Here is a 21811-nt window from a genome sequence, read left to right as displayed (position 1 = left end):
TTAGAGCGAAAAGCTTTCTCCGCAGCCACAAGTTCTGTTAGCGTTGGGGTTATTGAACACAAAGCCTTTGCCGTTTAGTCCGCCACTGTATTCCAGGGTTGTTCCTACCAAATACAGAAAGCTGCGCTTGTCGACTAAAATGCGAACTGCGTTATCTTCGAACACCTTGTCCTCATCGGCTTTAGTATTGTCGAATTTGAGTTCGTATGACAAGCCGGAACAGCCGCCACTTTTAACTCCTACGCGAACGTAGTCAGTGTCGGTATTGAAGCCCTCCTCTTGCATGAGCTGGGCTATCTTGGTTTTTGCTATATCACTTACTTTGATCATTCTTTTGTAGACTGATTCTAAATTGTATGCAAATATACGGCAAAAGGCCCGGACATTAACGTTTTAACATATTATTAAAACGTATGGAATAATAAGGCTTTTCAATGCTTCTTTGCTAGAATTCAGCGAAGCGTTCGTCGAAGATAAAATTGTCGTCGGTGAGGGTTTTTAGAAAGGCAATAATCTGCGCTTTTTCTAAAGCAGTTAGCGGGATTCCCAAGCTGCCGTCCTCATTTCTCAATAAGGGATCCAAAGTAGGGCTGTCTGTAATGCCATTTGCATAGTGATCTAAAACAGCCTCAAGGTCGGGCAATCCGCCGTCGTGCATATAAGGGAAAGTAGCCTCTATGTTGCGCAGGCTCGGTACTTTGAACTTTAAGCTATCACTTGGCTGCCCGGTCACTCTAAAGCGTCCAAGATCGTTAAATTCAGGGTCTATACTTAGGCCATTATTGCGATAGGTCTGATCTGTTTGGAGCACTCCAGCATGGCAGCTGGAACACTTGGCTTCAAAAAGTCCTAGACCGGCCGTTTCTTCTGCGGTCAGGGTAGTGCCGTCGTTTCGCAAATAACGATCGTATTTGCTGTCTGCGGAGACCATCATTAGCATAAATTGAGACAAGGCCTTAAGAATATTATCAGGGTCTATCTGCCCGTTGTCAAAGGCGGCTGCGAACATATCCACATACTCTGGGTCTTGGCTTAAAGTAGCCACAATATTGCTAAAGGTATTGTTCATTTCTACCTCCGTAGTGATCGGAATAATAGGCTGAGCATCTAAATGATCTGCGGCGCCATCCCAGGTGAAATCTTCCATAAAAGCCATGTTGTGTAAAGGCTGCGCATTGCGTTTTCCAATGGCGCCATCCACACCGTGACTGGTAATGTGTGTATGGTGAGTAAAGGCAAAGGCCTGAATGTGACAAAATCCGCAGGAAACCACACCGTCTGAAGCTAAACGCCCGTCATAGAACAGCTTTTTACCCAGTACAAAACCGTTTTGAGTGGGCGGGTTTTGACTCAGGTCATAGGTTAGATCCGGGAAGTAATCCGGAATTTCAAGTGTCAGCGCCACATCTGTATCTACAGTATCTTCTAGCGGATCTTCTGAAACTGGAACAGCCTCATAAGGCTCATTATCTCCGCAAGAAAGGAGTAAGAAACTAAAGAGTACTATGTAGCAAGATCTAATCACAATTATTCTACAGAAAAGGCGGTTGCAACATTACTGGCTATGATAGGTGCGTAGACCGGATCCACTTGAATATCGTCTTTCTCTTGAAGTGAATAGGACTGGAGTCCGGCATCAAAAATACGAGCCACATCAAAGATGAGGTTTACATTTACCGTATTGTCGTTCACAGTGATATCTTCGGAAAGGTCTAGTTCTATGGTCTTGTAATTATCTAAAGTTGTTCCGTGAGAGCCAACGTGGATCAAAAAAGGTGCGTTCTTGGTGGTTCCAGCGTCATAATCGCCCTCGAACTTGATGAATTTATAACCTGCAGACCAAGCCCAGAGCATGTCTGTTTCTTCTGCAGTTGGTATAAAGTTGTTTATTCCGTTAAGAGGATAGTTGGACTGATCCACGCCAAATCCGAAGCGGATCTTAGTGTATTTTCTACCGTCCACATTGGCAAGCGCTACTTTCTTACTAGCATTATCTGCCTGGTTGATCACAAAATAACTTTCGTTTTGTGGTACGGTGTATTCTTGTCCGTTGGCTCCAATTAAAACGATGTTGCTGATAATATACTTTAACTCACTCACGCGATATACTTCTGAGGAGGCATTAACGTAATTTTGAGATTCTAAGATCAGATCGCTGCCAGCAACTTGATTCTTAAAGATCAGGTTCACCTCTCCAGGAAGCGCCTCGGCATCGTCAGACTTACAACTCCACAACAGGCTAATGGTCAAAGTGAGTAGGAATAACTTTTTCATTTACTTAAACTTTACGATTAAGGCGTCTTTGCCACCTTTGTTTAAACTGATGTCCCCATCTGAACTATCGGTATCACCTACCGCAACAAAGCTGCTTGCATCTGCCGGGGTGCAGTCGTTGAACAATTCAACTCCGGAGCCACCAATACTATCTTGCCAAAGCAGGTCTCCGTTAGTGGTGGTCATGATAACCCAAGCATCGTTCTGACCTTGGTTGGTTCCGACTTGCCCATCACTACTACGGCTGGTTCCTACCATTAGGAGTTCTCCGTCTAGCATTTGGTTCACCGATCTGGCCGATTCAAACAAACTGCCTCCGTAGCTTTCTTCCCATAGAAAATTACCGCTATCGTCAAAGGCTACAGCCCATAGATCTGCGTTGCCTTTTGGTGCAGAAACATCGCCATCAGTAGAACGGCTGTCTCCTACCATAACGTAATTGCCCGCTGCGGAATGTACCAATCCGTAAGCAATATCTATCTCAGAACCTCCAAAGGATTTCTCCCAAAGTAGGTCGCCACTATCACTAATACGCACGGCCCAAAAGTCATAACTGCCCTTGGGGTTGGAAACGTCAAAATCATCACTTTCTGAAGCGCCCGTCATTAAAAACCCTCCGTCTTGGGTTTGTAAGACCTGATAGCTTCTATCATTATTGGTTCCGCCAAAAAAGCGTCTCCAAATAAGATCACCATTAGCATCCAGACGCATGCCCCAAAATTCGCCAACGCCGTGTTTAGGGGTAACAGCAACTCCCCCAGCAAAACCGTCATTTCCAGCGCCACCACTAGCGGTTATGTCTAAAAATCCACTTACAAAATATCCTCCATCGGCAGTCTGAATCACCGAACTTGCCTGATCACTGCCTGCAAAACCATAACTCTGCTGCCATTGCAGGTCTCCAGAAGACGAGAGCTTTACTATCCAATAGTCTTGAAACCCAGCGTTTGTTGTTGCATCTCCATCGCTAGATCGGCTAAAACCAACTAAGGCAAAGCCACCATCTTGAGTGTTAATGATGTCTGCGCCGCGGTCGTCTGCGGAGCCTCCATAAGTGCGGCTCCATAAAATGTTTCCTGTGGGGTCTAAACGAAGTACCCAATAGTCGCTATCGGTCGCTGTTTTGTCAGTAATGTCCCCATCGGTGCTTTGCGTATAGCCCAATACAGCGAAACCGCCATCGGCAGTGCGTACTACAGCATTGGCCACATCATCTCCAGAGCCTCCATAGGTGAACACCCAGTCTACAACTCCTTCAAAATCTGCAGTTTGACCTGTATCGTCTGTGGTGTCATCGGTTTGGCTGCCGTCATCGGTATTGTCTGTAGGCAAGTCAGATTCAGAACAAGCTGATAGGCTTAAAAGCAATAATAATATGTACCAAAAGCGAGTTCGCATTAACGTTTAATGAGTTTTTGTGTGACGGTGTCATTGATCTGCAAGGTGTAAAATCCAGCAGCGAGTTCGCTTACATTCAGGTTAACTGTGGTTGCATTTGCATTCGAATCTAGCTTCTTTACCAGTTGGCCTGCCAGGTTGTATATCTTAATGGACAAGATTGGAGCTGTAAATTGAATATTGAGTTGATCTTCCATAGGATTCGGATAAGCGATCGCTTCTAATATTTCTGCTTCTGCAGCGCTTAAAACACTGTTGTCTCGAACCAAAAAGAAACCGTTGTCTTGATCTGAAACTACTATGTTCCCACTTTCAAAAAAGGGATAAACGTTCCAAGATCCGGCACCAGTCCCTGCGTTGTCACTGCTTGGCCAAGTGTCAAAATAATGAGATTCTACTACAGTTCCCGAGTCAATTCCGGAGATGTCTAGCACACGCAAACCGGCACGATAACTGGACAAATAGAACTGATCTCCTACCACATAGCCGTTGTGGTCGGTGGCGGAGTTTTGACTAAAATAGTTGAAGGCGAATTCCGGATTGTCCAGATCTGACACATCGAAAATGATGGTTTTGGTCTCGAATCCGAAGATGATCTCGTCAACCTCATCGGCCAAAAGAAAATAGCGTTGATCTTCTGTAAGCCAGCCTTGGTGGGTGTATCCGGTGTCGCTGTAGTCTACCATAGACAACATACTAGGGTTGTCTTTGTCTGTCACGTCTACTATGACCACCACATCTTCATTGCTGCCAAAAAATAGTTCTTTGCCCACATGTTCCGTGTCTGGCCCTGTGTAAGTCACAATTTGAGCATCGTGACTATAGCCGCTATCTGCAAATCCACCTGCAAATTGAGGACTCAATGGCGTTTGAATGTTCACCATGTGAATTCCACCACCAAAAGTGTCGGTTCCAATGGCGTAAGCAAATCCAGTATCTTCGTTTATGGCGATGTTATGTGCGCTTCCAAATCCGCTGTAGTGAGCGTCTTCGTCAAATGTGACTGGCGGACTACTAACGGTTCTCAGGCGTGTTAGGTCAAAGACCTGCATGCCGTGATCGTCGGCCTCACTAACTATAAAAGCGTGGTTCTGATATACTTTAATATCACGCCAAATGCTCGCTTCGGTAAAAGTGGGAAGCTTCCCTAGATATACCACATCTAAAGGGTTTGAAATATCTACAAAGGCGGTTCCATTGCTAAGTCCAATTATAGCATATTCCTTGCCGGTTTCGGTATCTGTCCACCCCCAGTTGTCATTAGCTAAAAAAGCGTCAAATGTTTCTAGCGGAATTCGGTCCATGAGGTCCAGACCTTGACAAGGGAAGCCATCGGCAGTGCCCGATTCGCAAGGAATCTGAGCCACAAGTAGATTAGAGCTTATAAAAAGCAGGGCGAGTAATATCTTTTTCATCTATTTCAAAATTTTTATTTCTGCGATAATCAAGCAAATAAAAATTATCTGCATAGATCAACCGCTTCGCTTTCGCACAAAAATTTTAATTATTCGGGCGGGTAGACTACTAATTAAAATTGTTTGTGCTCATTTCATGAGATAGCAATTAGTATGCTAATTTAAAACAAATTAGTCGGGTCTTACCCTACTGTCTTGCAACAATAAAGAGTCCTCCACTTATATCGCTCACAATAATATTGCCAGAAGGCAAGTACGGATATACACTCCAGACACCGTTAAAAGAGGTGTCATCGTTGTCTGGGTAGGTATCAAAAAAAGCAATTTCGGTAAGATTGGTTGCTGCTATATCGCTGATGTCAATTAGTCGCATTCCTGCAGTATAGTTGGCCAAATAGAAATTGTTGTTCTGCACGTAACCGTTGTGGTCTATAGCAAAGGTTGGGCCCAAATAAGTGGTCTGAACCACGGGAGCATCCAGATCAGAAAAGTCAAAAACAATGGTTCTACTGCGAGTACCTATTTGTACTTCATCAAGCTCATCTCCCAATAAAAAGTAACGCTGATCTTCTGTAAACCAACCTTGATGGGTATAGCCAACATTAGAATATTCGCTACTGGCCAGTGCAATAGGGTTGGCTTTGTCTGTAATATCTACGATGACGATCTGATCCTCGTTACTTCCTATAAATATCTCTTTACCTAGGTGCTCGGTGTCTGGACCATTGTAAGTAACCACCTGAGCATCGTGTGTATAATTGCCATCGGCGTATCCACCTTCTACTACAGGGTTGATTGGATCTTGTATGTTTACAAATAAAGGGCCACCTTCAAAACTGCTAGCCCCTACAACATAAGCGTAGCCAGAATCTTCATTGATCACAATGTTGTGAGCACTTCCAAACTCGCCCAAAACAGCATCCGCAGTAAAGATCTCGGGAGCGCTAGTTACATCACGAAGTCGAGTCAGATCAAAGACCTGCATGCCATGACCTTCTGCTTCTGCAACAATAAAAGCGTGATTGTTATAGGTTTTTATGTCTCTCCAATTACTGGAGGAGGTTGCTGAGGGCAACTTACCCAGATATACAGGGTTCGATGGGCTAGTAATGTCTACAAATGCGGTTCCGTTGTTGAGACCCATAAGGGCGTATTCGCGTCCTGTCGTAGGGTCCACCCAGCCCCAAGAATCGTTGCCGCGAAGAGCGGTGAAGATCTCTAAAGGAATCTGACTCATTAGGTTTATGCCATTACAGGGATAAGAGCCAGCTTGACCGCCATCACAGGCCAGGAATCCTATGATACTCGGTCCGTCATCTACGGGATCGTCATTATTATCATTTTCTGTTACAACTGGATCCGGAAGGCCACCGTCATCAGAGGAGCAACTGCTCAATGTGCAGATGGCGATCGCCGCCATAAAGCCCCCAAATACTAGTTTAGTCTTTAAAGTTACCATACCTTTGCAAATTAAATATTATCAACATACTTAAGGGTATTTGGCATGTTAAAAAACAAGGACGAATCGCGCACTCCGCTGTCTGAATTTGGAGAATTTGGACTTATAGATCATCTGACCAAACATTTTGAAATTCAACATAAAACCACCGTTAAAGGAATAGGTGATGATGCAGCTATAATTACTGCGGATGAGCAGTTGGTTGTGACCACTGATCTCTTGGTAGAAGGCGTTCATTTTGATTTGAGCTATATGCCGCTCAAGCATTTGGGTTATAAATCCGTTATAGTAAACCTTTCCGATGTTTATGCCATGAATGCTGAGGCCAAGCAGATCACAGTATCCATAGCGGTTTCTAATCGCTTTCCTGTGGAAGCTTTAGAAGAACTCTATGCCGGAATCAAGACGGCCTGTGATATTTATAGGGTTGATCTGATTGGTGGAGATACGACTAGCTCGGTGACGGGACTGATCATTTCGGTGACAGCCATTGGTGCTGTAGCAAAGGACCAGGCTGTACTCCGCAGCGGCGCTAAAGAAAATGATCTTTTAGTAGTTACCGGTGATATTGGAGCGGCCTATATGGGCTTACAAATATTGGAGCGTGAAAAAGAGGTATTCAAGGTGAATCCTAACGCACAACCAGACTTGGAAAACTATACCTATTTGTTGGAGCGACAATTAAAACCGGAAGCCCGCAAGGATATTCCTGCACTCCTTAAAGCCTTAGAAGTAAAACCCACGGCAATGATCGATGTGAGTGATGGCTTGTCATCAGAGATCTTGCATTTGTGCAAGCAGAGCGAGGTTGGGTGCAATCTGTACGAAGATAAATTGCCCTTAGATCCGCAGTTCATTTCGGTTTGCGAAGAGTTTGAGGTAGATAGCACAACTATGGCGCTAAATGGAGGGGAAGATTACGAATTGCTCTTTACCATTCCTACTTCGGATTTTGACAAGATAAAGGGTAACCCAAACTTGACAGTGATCGGGCATATGACTCCGGCCAATGAAGGAATTCACCTAATTACAAGGGCAAACACCAAGATTCCTATTGTTGCTCGGGGCTGGAACGCCTTTAATAAGGAAACTGATCAGGAATAGATCTCGTTCAAATAAGACTTAAACCTGTTGTTGGTCTGTTTCCAATATTCGGTTAGCGGAACCTTTTGTCCATAGCCGTCATCTGTAAACTCCTTATGACAACGTTTACAGCGGTATTCGTTGATTTGAAAGTGATGGTTGGCCGTGAGTTCTAGTCTGTGACCAGTTAGTTTGCAGCGGAGGAATTTTGAAAACATAAGTAGGTTAATGGGTTACGTTGGGTAATCGGTATTTGGAGCGTCTGATAAAAAAATCGCGCAAGCACTCGTTGATCTCTCGAGTCTTGTTAGTTAGTCTTTCCAGTTTTCCCTGGGAATTCGTTGTAAATTCTTCTTTACAATGGGTACAGCAATACTCGCTAACAGAATCGGTTACCTTTTGCTTTATAACAAAATGGTGACCAAACGTTTTGCAACGTAGCTGTCCAAGGGCGGTAGTTTTGATGGTAGTTGCGTTCATAGTTTTTAGCATTGGGGATGAGAAATATAGGAATTAATGCAAAAAACACGATGAAAAGTATAAAAAAATCGATGAAATGCATTATAAAATGAATTTTGTTAAGAAAATTCGTACTTTATCAATGTTTTCAAAGGGACTCATATGTCCGGTTTCAAGTATTTCAGTCTGATTTTTATTAGCCTTTGCGGCCGAGATAAGTTCGTTTACATCTACCAAAGGATCTTCTTGACCAACAAGGAGATAGCCATTTTCACCTAGGTTCTGAAACAAAAGAGCGTGATCTTCTCTGTGTATCATGGCCTGAGTAGCAGCAATAATGGATTCAGAAGACATGGTACAAGCCTTCTTAATAAGGTCTTCAATTATTGGCTTTAGCTTTCGTTGCGCTTTTGGCGGGAACAAACTAGGGACAACAGTTTTGACGAATAGCTGCGGATCTTTGCGGATTACCTCAATGGCTTGTTGCCTTTTTTCTTTACGCTCCTGGGAATCTGCTTTCCAAGTGCTGTTGAGCAAACCGATTCGTAAAATCCTGCCCGGTTGCATTTTAGCCATAGTTAGGGCTACATATCCTCCCATGGAATGGCCTATGAGTTTAAAAGTATCTACACCTATTGCGTCTAATACTTGAAATACATCCGCAGTAAAAGACTCCATTCGAGGCTCAAGGCTCAATCGACTTTTACCATGTCCCGGAAGATCTATACAGATCACTCTAGCGGATTTTGCTAAAGCGGTAACGAAGTTATCCCACATGCTGTAGTCTTCTAAAAAACCGTGTAAGAGCACCACTACTTCACCTTGACCTTGGTCAGTATAAAAAAGCAGTTCTGAATTTTGGGGCTTGGTCATATTGTGTATCTTGGGATGCGCTAGCTAAACGATGAGCAAATCTAAAGAATTACTGCTTACGGCCTTTGCCCTTTTTGCTCTCTTTTTTGGAGCAGGCAACTTATTATTGCCTCCGCTTTTGGGGTACAAAGCAGCTGGGGATTGGCCTATTGTTGTCCTAGGCTTTGCCATTACCGCCGTACTAATACCTATTATAGGAATATACGCCCATGCAAAGTTGCAAGGCACTATGTACGATTTTGGCAAAAAGGTCTCGCCACTTTTCAGTGCTATCTTTTGCATAGTGGTTTACGCCATCTCTATTACCATTCCTGCACCGAGAACGGCCGCCGCTACACACGAGATTGCTGTATACCCTCTTTTTGAAACTCCGTCTTGGCTTACCAGTACCATTTATTTTGCTCTGGTTTTGGTCTTTGTGCTGAACCGAAGTAAGATCATGAGTATTATAGGTAAGTATCTCACACCACTAATTGTGATTATGCTTTTGGCGGTGATCGGAATAGGGATGTTTGCCAGTGAGGCAATAGTGCATGAAGCTACAGACCTATCACCTCTAACAACAGGAGTGCTGGAAGGCTATCAGACTTTTGATGCCATTGGGGCCGCGGTCGTGGGAGCTGTCATTATCATCTCTTTGAATCTTAGAGGACATACCGATTACGAATTTAAAAAGCAGCTCATTTGGAAAGCGGGGCTTATTGCAGGATTGGGCTTGTTGGTCATGTACGCAGGATTGGTTGCCGCAGGAGCCTATTATGGAAATGACATTTTAGGTACCGATGCAATGAGCAGCACCATGCAACGCGCAACCCTTTTAAGAGGCATCATTCAAGGAACTTTAGGAGCTCAGGCCAATACACTCTTAAGTTTGCTCTTAGCATTGGCCTGTTTTACCACGGCTGTGGGAATCATAGCTGGTGCTGCAGATTACTTTAAAGGGGTCTTTAATGAGTCAACTCGAGTTTATAAACTCACAGCTGTAATTGGCTGTGTGCTTGGAGTGGTCATTGGACAGTTAGACTTTCACTCGATAATAGTAGTGGCCATACCGATACTTGCTTTTATCTATCCGCTTACCATAGTATTAATTGTACTCAATGCCTTGCCCGATCGCTACGGTTCGGACAAAGTATTCAAGGCAGTTGCTTTAGTGACATTCTTGTTCAGTATACCAGATGTGATTTCCGGTATATGGGGAGCAGAAGCCCTTGGCAATTCTTTGGCTTGGATTCCACTTTCACAATTCAGTTTGGGTTGGGTCTTACCCGCTTTGTTAACCTTTGTTTTTGCCAATTTTTTGTTTCCACGAGCTGCGGATTGACGTCTATCTGCCGAAATCAATACTTTCTTAACATTTTGGTGATTTTTCGAAATCGTTGTAGTAGTTAATCTGCTTAAAATCAGCAGTTAAAAAGAAGAATAAAAGCTGCGGATATCACAATTAAGCGCCTGTAAAATTTGAAATTTTTTTCTCAGACCGACTTAAAATTGGGAATCTGATAATTCTTGTGAATTCCCCTTTGATTTGATTTGCAAGCTAATTGTCCTTGGCTACATTTACCCCGTTAGCAAAAACACCCATTATGGCTATTACAAAGCAATTTTTAAAATCAAAGCCGGTATGTAAAGTGACCTTTACTGTACCAGCAGAAGAGGCCAACGAAGTAAAAGTAGTTGGTTCCTTCAACGAGTGGAATCAAAAAGCTACTCCGCTAAAGAAACTAAAGAACGGAACCTTTAAAGGAACTGTGAATCTAGATAAAGGTGCCTCTTACGAGTTTCGTTATTGGATCGATGGCGCTTACGCCAACGACGAACAAGCCGATGCATACCAGTGGAACGACTTTGCAGGTGCAGACAACTGTGTCTTGAACCTCTAAGGTCTGGTAGTATTTAGTTCAGATGAGCCTCTCATTTTTTGAGAGGCTTTTTTTGTACCTTTTAGTTTTTAAACTCAACGTCATGAAAAAATTACTCTTCCTCATCGCATTTTGTCTTTGCTCCATTACTTACGCTCAAGATTATAAGAAAGATCTCGATGCAGTGGTTGCAGCGTCAGAAGGGTATATTGATATCTTCTACAAAGGTGACACTACATTGGCTTACACCTATATCGATAAGAGTCTTCGCAAAGTCGGTTGGCGTTTTAATGAAGAAAAGAAGGCTTATTCCGGTAACAGAGAATTGCCTTTTGAGGCCGTGATAGATCTTTCGAAACGATTAAAAGAAAGGCCTATTCCCAAGGAAGCTCAAGCTATTCGAGAGGTTGAGGTACTAGAGGTCAACGATAAGATCGCGATAACTAAGGTTACGGCTTCTTGGGGTATTGACTATTTGAATCTTGTTAAAAAGGACGGAGCGTGGAAGATCATCAATATTGCTTGGCAGTCGGCTCCACTATGGACCTATAGACCAGAGGATTAATCCTTGAGGCTCTGGTAGTTTTGAAGTTCAAAAAGCTCACCTAAATAAATGCAGATTTATAAATCTAATTTGTCGCCCGTTTGAAAGAATTAAAATAACAGTTACCTTCATTCTGGGGAGGGGTTAGAACCCCTTAACCTAAAAACCCATCCTTTTTTCTATCCATTCTGATTCAGAAAGTCATGGAATTTCTAACAGAAACCAGGCTGCGCTAGAAAAAAATAGCTAATCTACGTGGCAATAAAGGCGAGAGGGACGAAATATCAAGAATTCATTATCTGCTCGATCTCCTCAACCTCAATAGGAATATTGCCCATCAGATTATGCGGTGCTCCCTTTTCTTGAACTACAACATCATCTTCTAAACGCACGCCGAAACCTTCTTCTGGAATGTAGATTCCAGGCTCAACGGTAAAGACCATATTGGCGGTCATAGGTTCCCACAGTATGCCATAATCGTGAGTGTCTAAACCAATGTGGTGTGAAGTTCCATGCATGAAGTATTTCTTATAAGCCGGCCAATCCGGGTTCTCATTCTGCACATCAGCTTTGTCTATTAGACCTAAGCCTAAAAGCTCCGAAGTCATGAGCTTTCCAACCTCTACGTGATATTCCTTCCAGAGTGTGCCGGGTACCAGCATGGCTGTGGCTTCATTCTTTACACGATTCACTGCATTGTAGACCGCTTTTTGACGGACTGTAAAACGACCATTTACCGGGATGGTTCTGGTCATATCACTGCTGTAGTTGGCGTATTCTGCGCCTACATCCATTAAGATAAGATCACCGTCCTTACACTGCTGATTGTTCTCTATATAGTGCAATACATTGGCATTGTTCCCGCTAGCAATGATAGGCGTATAAGCAAATCCTTTAGATCTATTTCTAAGGAATTCGTGCATGTATTCTGCCTCGATCTCATATTCCCAAACCCCTGGTTTTACAAAATCCAAAACACGACGGAATCCTTTTTCTGTTATGTTACAAGCCGTTTGCATCAAGTCCAATTCGATCTGATGTTTTACCGAGCGCAAGCGCTGCAAAATTGGGTTTGCTTTGGCCCAGGTATGTGCCGGGAACTGCGCTTTGGTCTTGGCGATAAAACGATCCTCACGGGTTTGGGTCTCTACCGCCTGACGGTAGTGTTCGTTCGTATTGAAATAAATACTTTCGGCTTGAGTCATGAGTTCAAAGAAGATCTTGTCAAAGTCTTGCAACCAATAAACCGTTTTGATCCCAGAGGTCTCAAAAGCTTTTTCCTTAGTGAGTTTTTCACCTTCCCAGACGGCAATGTGAGCGTTGGTTTCTCGTAAGAATAATATCTCGCGGTGTTTTTCTTCTACAGCATCCGGAAACAACAACAAAATGCTTTCTTCCTGATCCACTCCGCTTAAAAACAAAATATCTCTATGCTGATTAAAAGGCATAGTACTATCTGCACTAACCGGGTAGATATCATTACTGTTAAAGACCGCGATACTCTTTGGCTTCATGGCTGCCATAAAGTTCTTACGGTTGTGAATGTATAAGCTGTTGTCTATCGGATGGTATTTCATGATCTTCTAATTGAGCCCTAAAAGTAGCAAAATCTAAGCGTTTAAAAGGCTTAAGCCTGATGTTAAACTTCATCTAAAATTTTTGTGCTGGGAGCCCGAAGTCGTAATTTAACATTCTGAATTAGTTCATTAACCAACCATTGATAAAAATGCGACACTACCTTCTCGCGCTGGGAATGCTCAGTTTTAGTTTTCTAAACGCGCAAACCCCGGCCACTTCTGCTGCTCAAGTAGAAGCTGGTATCCAAGCCAAAGCACAACTCACAGAGACCTCATTAGTTAAGAACCTACCATTTACCAACATTGGCCCTACGGTCATGAGTGGTCGGGTAGTAGACTTGGCTGTAAACCCAGACGACCCTACCGAATTTTACGTAGGCTACGCTAGCGGTGGTGTTTGGTACACCAACAATAACGGCATCTCATTCACGCCAGTATTGGATAACAGTCCTACGCAAAATGTAGGGGATATTGCAGTAGATTGGAAAAACGGTACCCTATGGGTGGGAACTGGAGAGGTGAATGCTTCGCGTTCTTCTTATGCGGGTATTGGTTTACTCCGATCTGATGATATGGGTGAAACATGGACCAATGTGGGTCTAAAAGATTCGCATCACATCAGCAGGATCTTGATCAACCCAAACAACCCAGATGAACTGGTTGTAGGTGTTGCAGGGCACTTGTATTCTACCAACGCTGAGCGTGGTGTATTCAAAACCTTGAACGGTGGAAAGACCTGGAACAAAGTACTTTTTGTAAACGATCAAACAGGAATAATAGACCTAGCTGTTGATCCGAACAACTTTAATAATATGTACGCCTCTGCTTGGGATAAGGACCGTAAAGCTTGGAACTTTAGAGGTAGCGGAACAGGTAGTGGAATTTATAAATCTACCGATGCTGGTAACACTTGGACCAAGGTCAGTGTTCCTAACAGTGGCTTTCCAACAGGAGAAGGAGTGGGTAGAATTGGACTTTCGGTTGTTGATGCCAACACCGTATATGCCATACACGACAATCAAGATCGCAGACCAGATATGGGAGGTGGTCGTGGCAACGGTGGTTTGACAAAGAACGATTTTAAAGGTATGGCCAAGTCCGCCTTTTTAAGTTTGGAAGACAGTAAACTCAATGCCTTTCTAAGGGAGAATCGCTTTCCGCAGCAATACCAAGCCACTAACGTAAAACAAATGGTTCGATCTGGTAGCTTGGAACCAGCAGATCTTGCGCTTTATCTTGAAGATGCTAACAGTCAGTTGTTTGATACTCCTGTAATTGGTGCTGAGGTCTATAAAAGTACCAATGGTGGAAAGACCTGGAAAAAGACACACGAAGGTTATTTGGATGATCTGTACTACTCCTATGGCTATTACTTCGGAATGATCCACGTAGATCCAAGCAATGCGGATAATATCTATGTCTACGGAGTTCCTATTTTGAATTCTAAAGACGGAGGAAAGACCTTTAAATTCATAGGTGGTGACAATGTGCATTCAGATCATCATGCACTTTGGATCAACCCTAAAAAACCTGGACATCTCATTAACGGAAACGACGGTGGAGTGAACATCTCCTATGATGATGGAGAGACCTGGATGAAGAACAACAGCCCTTCTGTAGGGCAGTTCTACGCTATCCAAGTAGACAATGAAACTCCTTATAATGTCTATGGTGGTTTGCAAGACAACGGCGTTTGGAAAGGTTCAAGCACCAATACCGAATCTACGCGCTGGCAAGCGAGCGGACAATACGGTTTTGAATCCATTATGGGTGGAGACGGGATGCAGATCCAGGTAGATAGCCGAAACAGTGATATCGTTTACACCGGATTCCAATTCGGAAACTACTTTAGACTCAATTTGGGTACAGGAGACCAGAAAAGACTCAGCATAAGACACAAATTGGGTGAGCGTCCGTATCGCTTCAATTGGCAGACACCGATCCTGTTGTCTCCGCACAACCAAGACATCTTGTATTTGGGTGGAAACAAATTGATGCGTTCTATGAACCAAGGAGATGATTTCGAAGCTATTTCTGGCGATCTAACCACTGGAGGTAAAAAAGGAAATGTAGCTTATGGAACCTTGACCACTATAAGCGAATCCATCTTTCAGTTTGGAATGATCTATACCGGAAGTGACGACGGACTTATTCATTTGACCAGAGATGCAGGTGGATCTTGGACCAATGTCTCGTCTGGTTTGCCGAACGATCTTTGGGTATCTCGTGTAGAGGCTTCCAAGCATAAAAAAGCGCGTGTCTATGCAAGTTTGAACGGCTACCGTTGGGATGATTTTTCTCCTTATGTGTATGTAAGTGAAGATTTTGGAGCGACTTGGAAGAACATCAGCAGCAATTTGCCTGCCTCTCCAGTAAATGTGATCAAGGAAGATCCTAAGAATATGAATGTATTGTATGTAGGAACAGATAATGGGGCCTATGTTTCTATAGATAGAGGTCAAAGTTGGCATCCGTTCAGCGAAGGATTGCCTAATGTAGCGGTACACGATCTAATTGTTCATCCGGATGCTTCCGAACTTGTTTTGGGTACTCACGGCCGTTCTATTTACAAAGCCGATGTTTCTATGTTGCAAGCTATCAGTGCCGAGGTGATGAACAGCGTGGTGATCAAAGGCCTGGACCCGATAAATCATTCCAGACGTTGGGGAGCTTCCTTTGGCAAGTGGTACGATGCTTTTGAACCTGAAGTTACTGTGGACTTTTACAGTCCTGAGGCAGGAAAGGCAAATGTTACCATAACCAATGCTGCTGGAGTAGAGGTACAGAGCATGCAAGTGCAGGCAGATAAAGGCTTCAACACTATGAATTACGACCTGAGCATGAGTTCCAAGGCCCAGAAAGCCCTCAGCAAGGATAAATCTGCAGGAGTATATCCCGCTCAGAACGGGAAATACTACCTGCCAAAAGGAGACTACACCATTACTATAAAGGCTGGTGGAAGTTCTGCCAGTTCGGCCTTAAGTCTGAAGTAGATAGCGTATTTAAAATAAATCTAAATAACAAGGGAATCAAACTTTAATTCTTGGGTTTGATTCCCTTGTGTCGTAAATTTGTACCACTAAAAAGTAATCGCAATCCTATGGGAATTTTATCCTCTTCAATTGCCCGTAAAGTCGCCATGGCGCTTTCGGGATTGTTTCTTGTAGTTTTCTTGACCCAACACTGTGTGATCAATATGACCTCCGTCTTGGATCCAGACACCTTTAACAGCTGGTCTCATTTTATGGGAACTAACGGTTTGGTGCAGTTTGCACTACAGCCTGTTCTGATCTTTGGTGTGGTATTTCACTTTGTGATGGGTTTTGTCCTAGAAATGAAGAACAGAAGTGCCAGAGCTCACAAATACGCCATGTACAAAGGGAGTGCTAATGCATCTTGGGCTTCTAGAAACATGATCATATCTGGTATCGTTGTATTGGCCTTCTTAGGACTTCACTTTTATGATTTTTGGGTGCCAGAGATCGTACACAAATACATCGAGACACATCCGGAGGATCCGACACGCTACTACGCTGAAACAGTGCACAAGTTCGAAAGCCCTGTTCGCGTTGGACTTTATGTGTTAGCTTTCGCATTACTAGCCGTACACTTGTGGCATGGATTCTCATCCAGCTTCCAATCGGTTGGATTCAACAACAAATACTCCAAGGCACTTCAAGGATTTACCAAAGCCTTCGCCATTGTGATCCCGTTGTTGTTTGCTGTGATTGCGCTTTACCATCACTTTAATCAAATTCCACACTAATACTATCGCATATGTCAGTTCTAAATTCAAATATACCTGCAGGACCACTAGCCGATAAGTGGACAAAACATAAAAATGAAATTGACCTGGTTAACCCAGCCAACAAGCGTAATATAGACGTGATCGTGGTGGGAACAGGTTTGGCAGGTGGATCTGCTGCTGCTACCCTAGCAGAGCTTGGGTACAACGTAAAGACCTTCTGCTATCAAGATTCTCCAAGACGCGCGCACTCAATTGCAGCCCAAGGGGGAATCAACGCTGCTAAGAATTATCAAGGAGATGGTGACTCTACTTACCGTCTCTTCTACGATACCATCAAGGGAGGGGATTACCGCTCTCGCGAAGCCAACGTTTACCGTTTGGCTGAGGTGTCTGGAAATATCATTGACCAATGTGTGGCTCAAGGAGTTCCTTTTGCTCGTGAATACGGAGGTCTGCTAGATAACCGTTCCTTCGGAGGGGTTTTGGTATCTCGTACCTTTTATGCCAAAGGCCAGACAGGACAGCAATTGCTGCTCGGAGCTTACTCCGCCATGAACCGTCAGATCAACCGTGGGAAGATTAAAGCGTTTAACCGTCATGAAATGCTCGACTTGGTGATTGTAGACGGAAAGGCACGCGGAATCATAGCGCGTGATCTGGTTACTGGAGAATTAGAACGCCACTCAGCACACGCTGTAGTCATTGCTACAGGTGGTTACGGAAACGTATTCTACCTTTCAACCAATGCCATGGGAAGTAACGTAACTGCTTCTTGGAAGATCCACAGACGCGGAGCTTACTTTGCCAACCCGTGTTTTACGCAGATTCACCCTACGTGTATTCCAGTATCGGGTGACCATCAGTCTAAATTGACCTTGATGTCCGAATCATTGAGAAACGACGGACGTATTTGGGTCCCTGCCAAAAAAGAAGATGCCGAAGCCATCCGCGCAGGTAAGCTTAAGCCAACAGAACTTAAAGAAGAAGATCGCGACTACTATCTGGAGCGCAGATATCCATCATTTGGTAACCTGGTACCTCGTGACGTTGCTTCGCGTGCAGCCAAGGAGCGTTGTGATGCCGGATTCGGTGTGAACAAGACTGGAGAAGCTGTATACTTGGACTTTGCCGCGGCCATTGAGCGCTACGGAAAAGAACAAGCCGCTATTCAAGGAAATCACAATCCGACTAAAGAAGAATGGCTCGCTCTAGGAGAAAAGGTCATTGAAACCAAATACGGAAACCTCTTCCAGATGTATGAGAAGATCGTAGATGAGAATCCGTATAAAACCCCAATGATGATCTACCCTGCGGTACACTATACCATGGGTGGAATTTGGGTGGACTACAACCTGCAAACTACCATTCCTGGTTGTTATGCAGCAGGAGAGGCTAACTTCTCAGACCACGGAGCCAACCGTTTAGGAGCTTCTGCGTTGATGCAAGGTTTGGCAGACGGTTATTTTGTATTGCCATATACCATTGGAGATTATTTGTCTGATGATATCCGTACCGGACCAATTAGCACAGAGACCCCAGAGTTTGAGGAAGCCGAGAACAACGTTAGAACTACACTGGAGAAGTTGGTTAACAACAACGGAACCAAATCCGTAGATCACTTCCACAAACGCTTAGGTAAGATCATGTGGAACGAGGTAGGAATGTCTCGTAACGCAGAAGGTCTTAAAAAGGCCATGAAAGAGATCAAAGCCCTACGCGAAGAATTCTGGAAAGAAGTTCGTGTGCCAGGCGAGATGAACAGCATGAATCCAGAGTTAGAAAAAGCTATGCGAGTAGCGGACTTTTTAGAGCTTGGAGAACTATTTGCCAAGGATGCATTAGAGCGCAATGAATCTTGTGGAGGTCACTTTAGAGAAGAATATCAGACCGAAGAGGGAGAAGCCCTTAGAGACGACGAAAATTATATGTACGTAGCAGCTTGGGAGTATAAAGGCGAGCCTGCAGACGCAGTGCTGCACAAGGAATCGCTAGACTACGAAAACATAGAAGTTAAAACCAGAAGTTATAAATAAACCGTTATGAACTTAACACTTAAGATCTGGAGACAAAAAGATGCCCAGTCCAAGGGTAGCATGCAAACCTATTCCATTTCTGGAATTGAAGGCGATATGTCTTTCTTGGAAATGCTGGACGTACTCAATACTGAACTTATTGAAAAAGGCGAGGAGCCTGTAGTATTCGATCACGACTGTCGTGAGGGGATCTGCGGATCTTGTTCGCTTATGATCAACGGAGAGCCTCACGGACCAGACCGTTTGATCACTACTTGCCAGCTGCACATGCGTAAATTCAACGACGGTGACACTATTGTGATCGAGCCGTTCCGCGCTAAAGCATTCCCGGTTATCAAAGACCTAATGGTAGACCGTTCTGCTTTTGACCGCATTCAACACGCTGGAGGATACATTTCTGTAAATACTTCAGGTAACACCATAGACGCTAACGCTATTCCAGTAGAAAAGGCAGACGCAGACGCTTCCTTTATGGCAGCGGCTTGTATTGGTTGTGGAGCCTGTGTGGCGGCTTGTAAGAACGCCAGCGCGATGCTATTCACCTCAGCTAAAGTGAGCCAATATGCTTTATTGCCTCAAGGAAAAGTGGAGGCAACCCGCCGCGTATTGAACATGGTGGAGCAAATGGATAAAGAAGGTTTCGGAAACTGTACCAATACCGGAGCTTGCGAGGTAGAATGCCCTAAAGGGATATCTTTAGAGAACATCGCTCGAATGAACCGTGAGTACTTATCTGCTAGCGTTAAAGGCTAATTACATTGCACGCAAGTGCTGATTGGAAACATTCTGAATTCGCTGTAAGAAGATATTATTTAGAATGGTCTGCTTGAATTTTGTGATTTCGTAAGGCTTCACAATGATATCATTCATACCTGCTTTGAAGATACTGAATCGAACTTCTTCTATTTCTACAGCTGTTAGGGCCAAGATCGGAATACGCTTGTTGAACATACGTATCTCTTTAGTAGCCTCAATACCGTCTTTAATCGGCATATTGATATCCATGAGTATAAGGTCAAAGTCTTGTACCTTGGTCATGTCTATAGCTTGTTGTCCGTTTTCTGCGATAAAACAGTTCACCTTGTGTTTCTTTAAGATCTTCTGAGTTACCTTCTGATTGATTCGATTGTCCTCTACCACTAAAATGCTCTTACCCTCTAGATTTTTAGGATCGATCATAGAAGTAGAGTCCTTTTCTGGAGTTTCTTCAACCACCTCAAAGCTCAGCGAAAAACTGAATTCCGAGCCTTGGCCCAGTTCACTTTTCAGGTGGATGTTAGACCCAGATTTGTTCAGCAATTTCTTCACAATTGGTAAACCCAGACCAGTGCCTTGGTAGTTGTAATTCTCTTCTTGTCCTATCTGTGAGAATTCATCGAAGATATCGTTTTGTTTTTCTGACAGAATTCCAATTCCGGTGTCTATCACACTAAAACTGGCTTTTACGGCTTCACCAGCTAGAGACTCTTTAACTACCTTTACGGTTATAGTACCATTCTCCGTGAACTTACAGGCATTGCTAATAAGATTCATCAGGATCTGCGCCAATTGCATAGCGTTTCCTCTAACGGTTGTTGGTAGTTCGTGGTCTATTTCTAGTTGAAACTTGTTTTTGTTCTGAATCAATAGATATTCGAATGAGCCTGAAAGAGTGCCTATCAGGTCTCGCAAATTAAACACTGTATGTTCGTCCTGTTGGCTGTTGGAGTCGAGTTTATTGATCTGCAGCACATCGTTAATAAGGGCCAAAAGATAATCTGCAGAGAACTTTAGTAAACTCAGGTCTTTTTTGTGTTTGCTTAGCGACTTGTCTTCCATTAATAGCGTGCTCAAACCGATCACCCCATACAGTGGTGTGCGCAATTCGTGGCTTACCGTAGAAAAGAACTTTGTCTTGGCCTTGCTCATGCGTTCAGATTCTTCCTTGGCCTTTTTGAATTCGCGGTTCTTTATCTTGAGCTTCTGAACTAGTTTCTTCCTGTTTCGAGAAACTAGAAATAACAAGATCATAGATAACAAGCAAAAGGCCGAAAGCGTGATCAGGTAGTTATTAAGCTTGTTCTTATTTGCAAGCATTTCTTCTTGCATTTGCTGTTCCAACTGAGCCGCCTTCATATCTCGTTTGAATTCATCTACCTGAAATTTAGCAACCATCATCTCTGTTTCGGTAGAGGCAATATCGCTTAGATTTTGGCTGAGGTATTCGTTGTACTTTTCCTGCATTTCAAAGGCTTCCTTGTACCTTTGCTGCTCAAAGAGACTCTGACTGTAACCGTAATAAGCAGATTCTAACTCCACGGGGAGATCGGCGGCTGTGGCTTCTTCAATTACCTTTTTGTAATACAGATCTGCAGTTTCATAGTCTTCTTTGACCAAGTAGTACTCCGCAGAAAGTCGATCTAAACCAATACCAAAAGATTCAAAGTCATGGTGTCTTCTCAAGGCTTTAGATTTGACAATGTGAATGTAAGCCGCTTCATAATCTTCCAGGTCCATTGCCGTCAACGCTGCATTGTAATGCGCTTTGGCAAGTCTTAAAGAATCTTTGATTTTAGTGAAGCCTTCTATAGCCTGGTTGTGGTATTTTTTGGCGAGTTGATAATTGACATTTACGGTAGAATACATATTGCCCAGATCCATATAAGACAATGCTACAGCAGTGTCATTTTTGGCTTCCATGGCGAATTTCTGAGACTTTAAAAAACTCTCTTTGGCATTAACGGTGTCGGTAATTACTAGATAATCATAGGCCAAATTGCGATAGGCCAGATGCAAAAGCTCTGGTTTCTTCAATACATCGGCAGCATCCAAAAGCGTAATATTAAGCTTTAGTGATTCTTTGTATTTTCCATTAAAGTAATAGGAATCCGAGGAGTCAATCAACGCACGAAACTCCCTTTCTGTAAGGGGTTTTTTTCCATCTGTCAGGTTTTGTGCCGTAGCCTGAGAAAGGCAAAATAGCAATAGGCCTAGAGCACAAAAGCGCAATACGGGGTAGCACTTATGCATAATTCATCGATAAATTTGGGTATTTCAAAGATATGAAAAAGAATGTAAAAACCTAGTTTACAGTGTATTTTGAGTGT

18 protein-coding genes are annotated in these 21811 nt (G+C 43.5%); 8 read left to right on the top strand and 10 right to left on the bottom strand.

Annotated features, from left to right (window positions below; genetic code table 11):
- The 6 genes from AC0J2F_RS06820 to AC0J2F_RS06795 form a co-directional block, all read right to left on the bottom strand.
- Positions 1 to 330, bottom strand: a complete 330-nt coding sequence (locus tag AC0J2F_RS06820) for a HesB/IscA family protein (protein WP_087524047.1) — start codon at positions 328 to 330, stop codon at positions 1 to 3.
- A 115-nt stretch (positions 331 to 445) separates the two neighbouring features.
- Positions 446 to 1522, bottom strand: a complete 1077-nt coding sequence (locus tag AC0J2F_RS06815) for a cytochrome-c peroxidase (protein WP_473009373.1) — start codon at positions 1520 to 1522, stop codon at positions 446 to 448.
- Positions 1523 to 1527: 5 nt separating this feature from the next.
- A complete protein-coding gene (locus tag AC0J2F_RS06810) occupies positions 1528 to 2274 on the bottom strand; it encodes an MbnP family protein (protein WP_473007006.1) in 747 nt (248 codons plus the stop codon).
- Entirely contained in the window at positions 2275 to 3672 is a 1398-nt protein-coding gene (locus tag AC0J2F_RS06805; RefSeq protein WP_473007005.1) for a hypothetical protein, read from the bottom strand.
- Positions 3672 to 5087 (bottom strand): choice-of-anchor B family protein, encoded by a 1416-nt coding sequence (locus AC0J2F_RS06800; RefSeq protein ID WP_473007004.1) that lies wholly within the window; start codon positions 5085 to 5087, stop codon positions 3672 to 3674. Before AC0J2F_RS06800 ends, AC0J2F_RS06805 begins: the two co-directional genes overlap by 1 nt.
- A 187-nt stretch (positions 5088 to 5274) precedes the next feature.
- A complete protein-coding gene (locus AC0J2F_RS06795) occupies positions 5275 to 6546 on the bottom strand; it encodes a choice-of-anchor B family protein (RefSeq protein ID WP_473007003.1) in 1272 nt (423 codons plus the stop codon).
- Between the two features lie 45 nt (positions 6547 to 6591).
- On the opposite strand from AC0J2F_RS06795, the gene thiL reads away from it, so the two are divergent.
- Positions 6592 to 7650: a thiamine-phosphate kinase gene (thiL, locus tag AC0J2F_RS06790; RefSeq protein WP_473007002.1), complete on the top strand. Its 1059-nt coding sequence runs from the start codon at positions 6592 to 6594 to the stop codon at positions 7648 to 7650.
- Here the strand turns inward: thiL and AC0J2F_RS06785 are convergent.
- Entirely contained in the window at positions 7641 to 7847 is a 207-nt protein-coding gene (locus tag AC0J2F_RS06785) for a DUF1660 family phage protein (RefSeq protein WP_087524054.1), read from the bottom strand. The genes thiL and AC0J2F_RS06785 overlap by 10 nt on opposite strands.
- A gap of 343 nt (positions 7848 to 8190) precedes the next feature.
- Positions 8191 to 8961, bottom strand: coding sequence for an alpha/beta fold hydrolase (locus tag AC0J2F_RS06780; protein ID WP_473007001.1), 771 nt, complete (start codon positions 8959 to 8961; stop codon positions 8191 to 8193).
- Between the two features lie 31 nt (positions 8962 to 8992).
- Here AC0J2F_RS06780 and AC0J2F_RS06775 point away from each other — a divergent pair, with 31 nt between their 5' ends.
- The 3 genes from AC0J2F_RS06775 to AC0J2F_RS06765 all read left to right on the top strand — a co-directional run bounded on the left by AC0J2F_RS06775 (position 8993) and on the right by AC0J2F_RS06765 (position 11388).
- Positions 8993 to 10285 carry a branched-chain amino acid transport system II carrier protein gene (locus AC0J2F_RS06775; protein WP_473007000.1) on the top strand — a complete coding sequence of 431 codons (1293 nt, stop codon included), beginning with the start codon at positions 8993 to 8995 and terminating at the stop codon, positions 10283 to 10285.
- 262 nt (positions 10286 to 10547) lie between these two features.
- Positions 10548 to 10844, top strand: a complete 297-nt coding sequence (locus tag AC0J2F_RS06770; protein ID WP_473006999.1) for an isoamylase early set domain-containing protein — start codon at positions 10548 to 10550, stop codon at positions 10842 to 10844.
- An 82-nt stretch (positions 10845 to 10926) separates the two neighbouring features.
- Positions 10927 to 11388, top strand: a complete 462-nt coding sequence (locus AC0J2F_RS06765; RefSeq protein WP_473006998.1) for a nuclear transport factor 2 family protein — start codon at positions 10927 to 10929, stop codon at positions 11386 to 11388.
- Between the two features lie 263 nt (positions 11389 to 11651).
- On the opposite strand, the gene AC0J2F_RS06760 is transcribed toward AC0J2F_RS06765, so the two are convergent.
- Positions 11652 to 12944 carry an aminopeptidase P family protein gene (locus AC0J2F_RS06760; protein ID WP_473006997.1) on the bottom strand — a complete coding sequence of 431 codons (1293 nt, stop codon included), beginning with the start codon at positions 12942 to 12944 and terminating at the stop codon, positions 11652 to 11654.
- A gap of 149 nt (positions 12945 to 13093) precedes the next feature.
- On the opposite strand from AC0J2F_RS06760, the gene AC0J2F_RS06755 reads away from it, so the two are divergent.
- From AC0J2F_RS06755 to AC0J2F_RS06740, 4 genes are all read left to right on the top strand, one after another.
- Positions 13094 to 15937 (top strand): VPS10 domain-containing protein, encoded by a 2844-nt coding sequence (locus AC0J2F_RS06755; protein WP_473006996.1) that lies wholly within the window; start codon positions 13094 to 13096, stop codon positions 15935 to 15937.
- A gap of 107 nt (positions 15938 to 16044) precedes the next feature.
- A complete protein-coding gene (locus tag AC0J2F_RS06750; protein ID WP_087524061.1) occupies positions 16045 to 16710 on the top strand; it encodes a succinate dehydrogenase cytochrome b subunit in 666 nt (221 codons plus the stop codon).
- A gap of 11 nt (positions 16711 to 16721) precedes the next feature.
- A complete protein-coding gene (locus AC0J2F_RS06745; RefSeq protein WP_374957190.1) occupies positions 16722 to 18725 on the top strand; it encodes a fumarate reductase/succinate dehydrogenase flavoprotein subunit in 2004 nt (667 codons plus the stop codon).
- A gap of 6 nt (positions 18726 to 18731) precedes the next feature.
- Complete coding sequence (locus AC0J2F_RS06740; RefSeq protein ID WP_087524063.1) at positions 18732 to 19478, top strand: succinate dehydrogenase/fumarate reductase iron-sulfur subunit; 747 nt, start codon at positions 18732 to 18734, stop codon at positions 19476 to 19478.
- Here AC0J2F_RS06740 and AC0J2F_RS06735 read toward each other — a convergent pair whose 3' ends face one another.
- Positions 19479 to 21734, bottom strand: coding sequence for a tetratricopeptide repeat-containing hybrid sensor histidine kinase/response regulator (locus tag AC0J2F_RS06735; protein ID WP_473006995.1), 2256 nt, complete (start codon positions 21732 to 21734; stop codon positions 19479 to 19481).
- Positions 21735 to 21811: the final 77 nt, after the last annotated feature.

Source organism: Gilvibacter sp. CC01, from assembly GCF_055755295.1.
The sequence above is the reverse complement of the archived record's forward strand: the minus strand, read 5'-3'. Positions and strand labels throughout refer to the sequence as shown.

Coding starts and splice junctions, on each gene's coding strand:
- AC0J2F_RS06820 (WP_087524047.1), bottom strand. CDS start 330: ATGATCAAAGTAAGTGATATAGCAAAAACCAAGATAGCCCAGCTCATG.
- AC0J2F_RS06810 (WP_473007006.1), bottom strand. CDS start 2,274: ATGAAAAAGTTATTCCTACTCACTTTGACCATTAGCCTGTTGTGGAGT.
- AC0J2F_RS06805 (WP_473007005.1), bottom strand. CDS start 3,672: ATGCGAACTCGCTTTTGGTACATATTATTATTGCTTTTAAGCCTATCA.
- AC0J2F_RS06800 (WP_473007004.1), bottom strand. CDS start 5,087: ATGAAAAAGATATTACTCGCCCTGCTTTTTATAAGCTCTAATCTACTT.
- AC0J2F_RS06795 (WP_473007003.1), bottom strand. CDS start 6,546: ATGGTAACTTTAAAGACTAAACTAGTATTTGGGGGCTTTATGGCGGCG.
- thiL (WP_473007002.1), top strand. CDS start 6,592: ATGTTAAAAAACAAGGACGAATCGCGCACTCCGCTGTCTGAATTTGGA.
- AC0J2F_RS06785 (WP_087524054.1), bottom strand. CDS start 7,847: ATGTTTTCAAAATTCCTCCGCTGCAAACTAACTGGTCACAGACTAGAA.
- AC0J2F_RS06780 (WP_473007001.1), bottom strand. CDS start 8,961: ATGACCAAGCCCCAAAATTCAGAACTGCTTTTTTATACTGACCAAGGT.
- AC0J2F_RS06775 (WP_473007000.1), top strand. CDS start 8,993: ATGAGCAAATCTAAAGAATTACTGCTTACGGCCTTTGCCCTTTTTGCT.
- AC0J2F_RS06770 (WP_473006999.1), top strand. CDS start 10,548: ATGGCTATTACAAAGCAATTTTTAAAATCAAAGCCGGTATGTAAAGTG.
- AC0J2F_RS06765 (WP_473006998.1), top strand. CDS start 10,927: ATGAAAAAATTACTCTTCCTCATCGCATTTTGTCTTTGCTCCATTACT.
- AC0J2F_RS06760 (WP_473006997.1), bottom strand. CDS start 12,944: ATGAAATACCATCCGATAGACAACAGCTTATACATTCACAACCGTAAG.
- AC0J2F_RS06755 (WP_473006996.1), top strand. CDS start 13,094: ATGCGACACTACCTTCTCGCGCTGGGAATGCTCAGTTTTAGTTTTCTA.
- AC0J2F_RS06750 (WP_087524061.1), top strand. CDS start 16,045: ATGGGAATTTTATCCTCTTCAATTGCCCGTAAAGTCGCCATGGCGCTT.
- AC0J2F_RS06745 (WP_374957190.1), top strand. CDS start 16,722: ATGTCAGTTCTAAATTCAAATATACCTGCAGGACCACTAGCCGATAAG.
- AC0J2F_RS06740 (WP_087524063.1), top strand. CDS start 18,732: ATGAACTTAACACTTAAGATCTGGAGACAAAAAGATGCCCAGTCCAAG.
- AC0J2F_RS06735 (WP_473006995.1), bottom strand. CDS start 21,734: ATGCATAAGTGCTACCCCGTATTGCGCTTTTGTGCTCTAGGCCTATTG.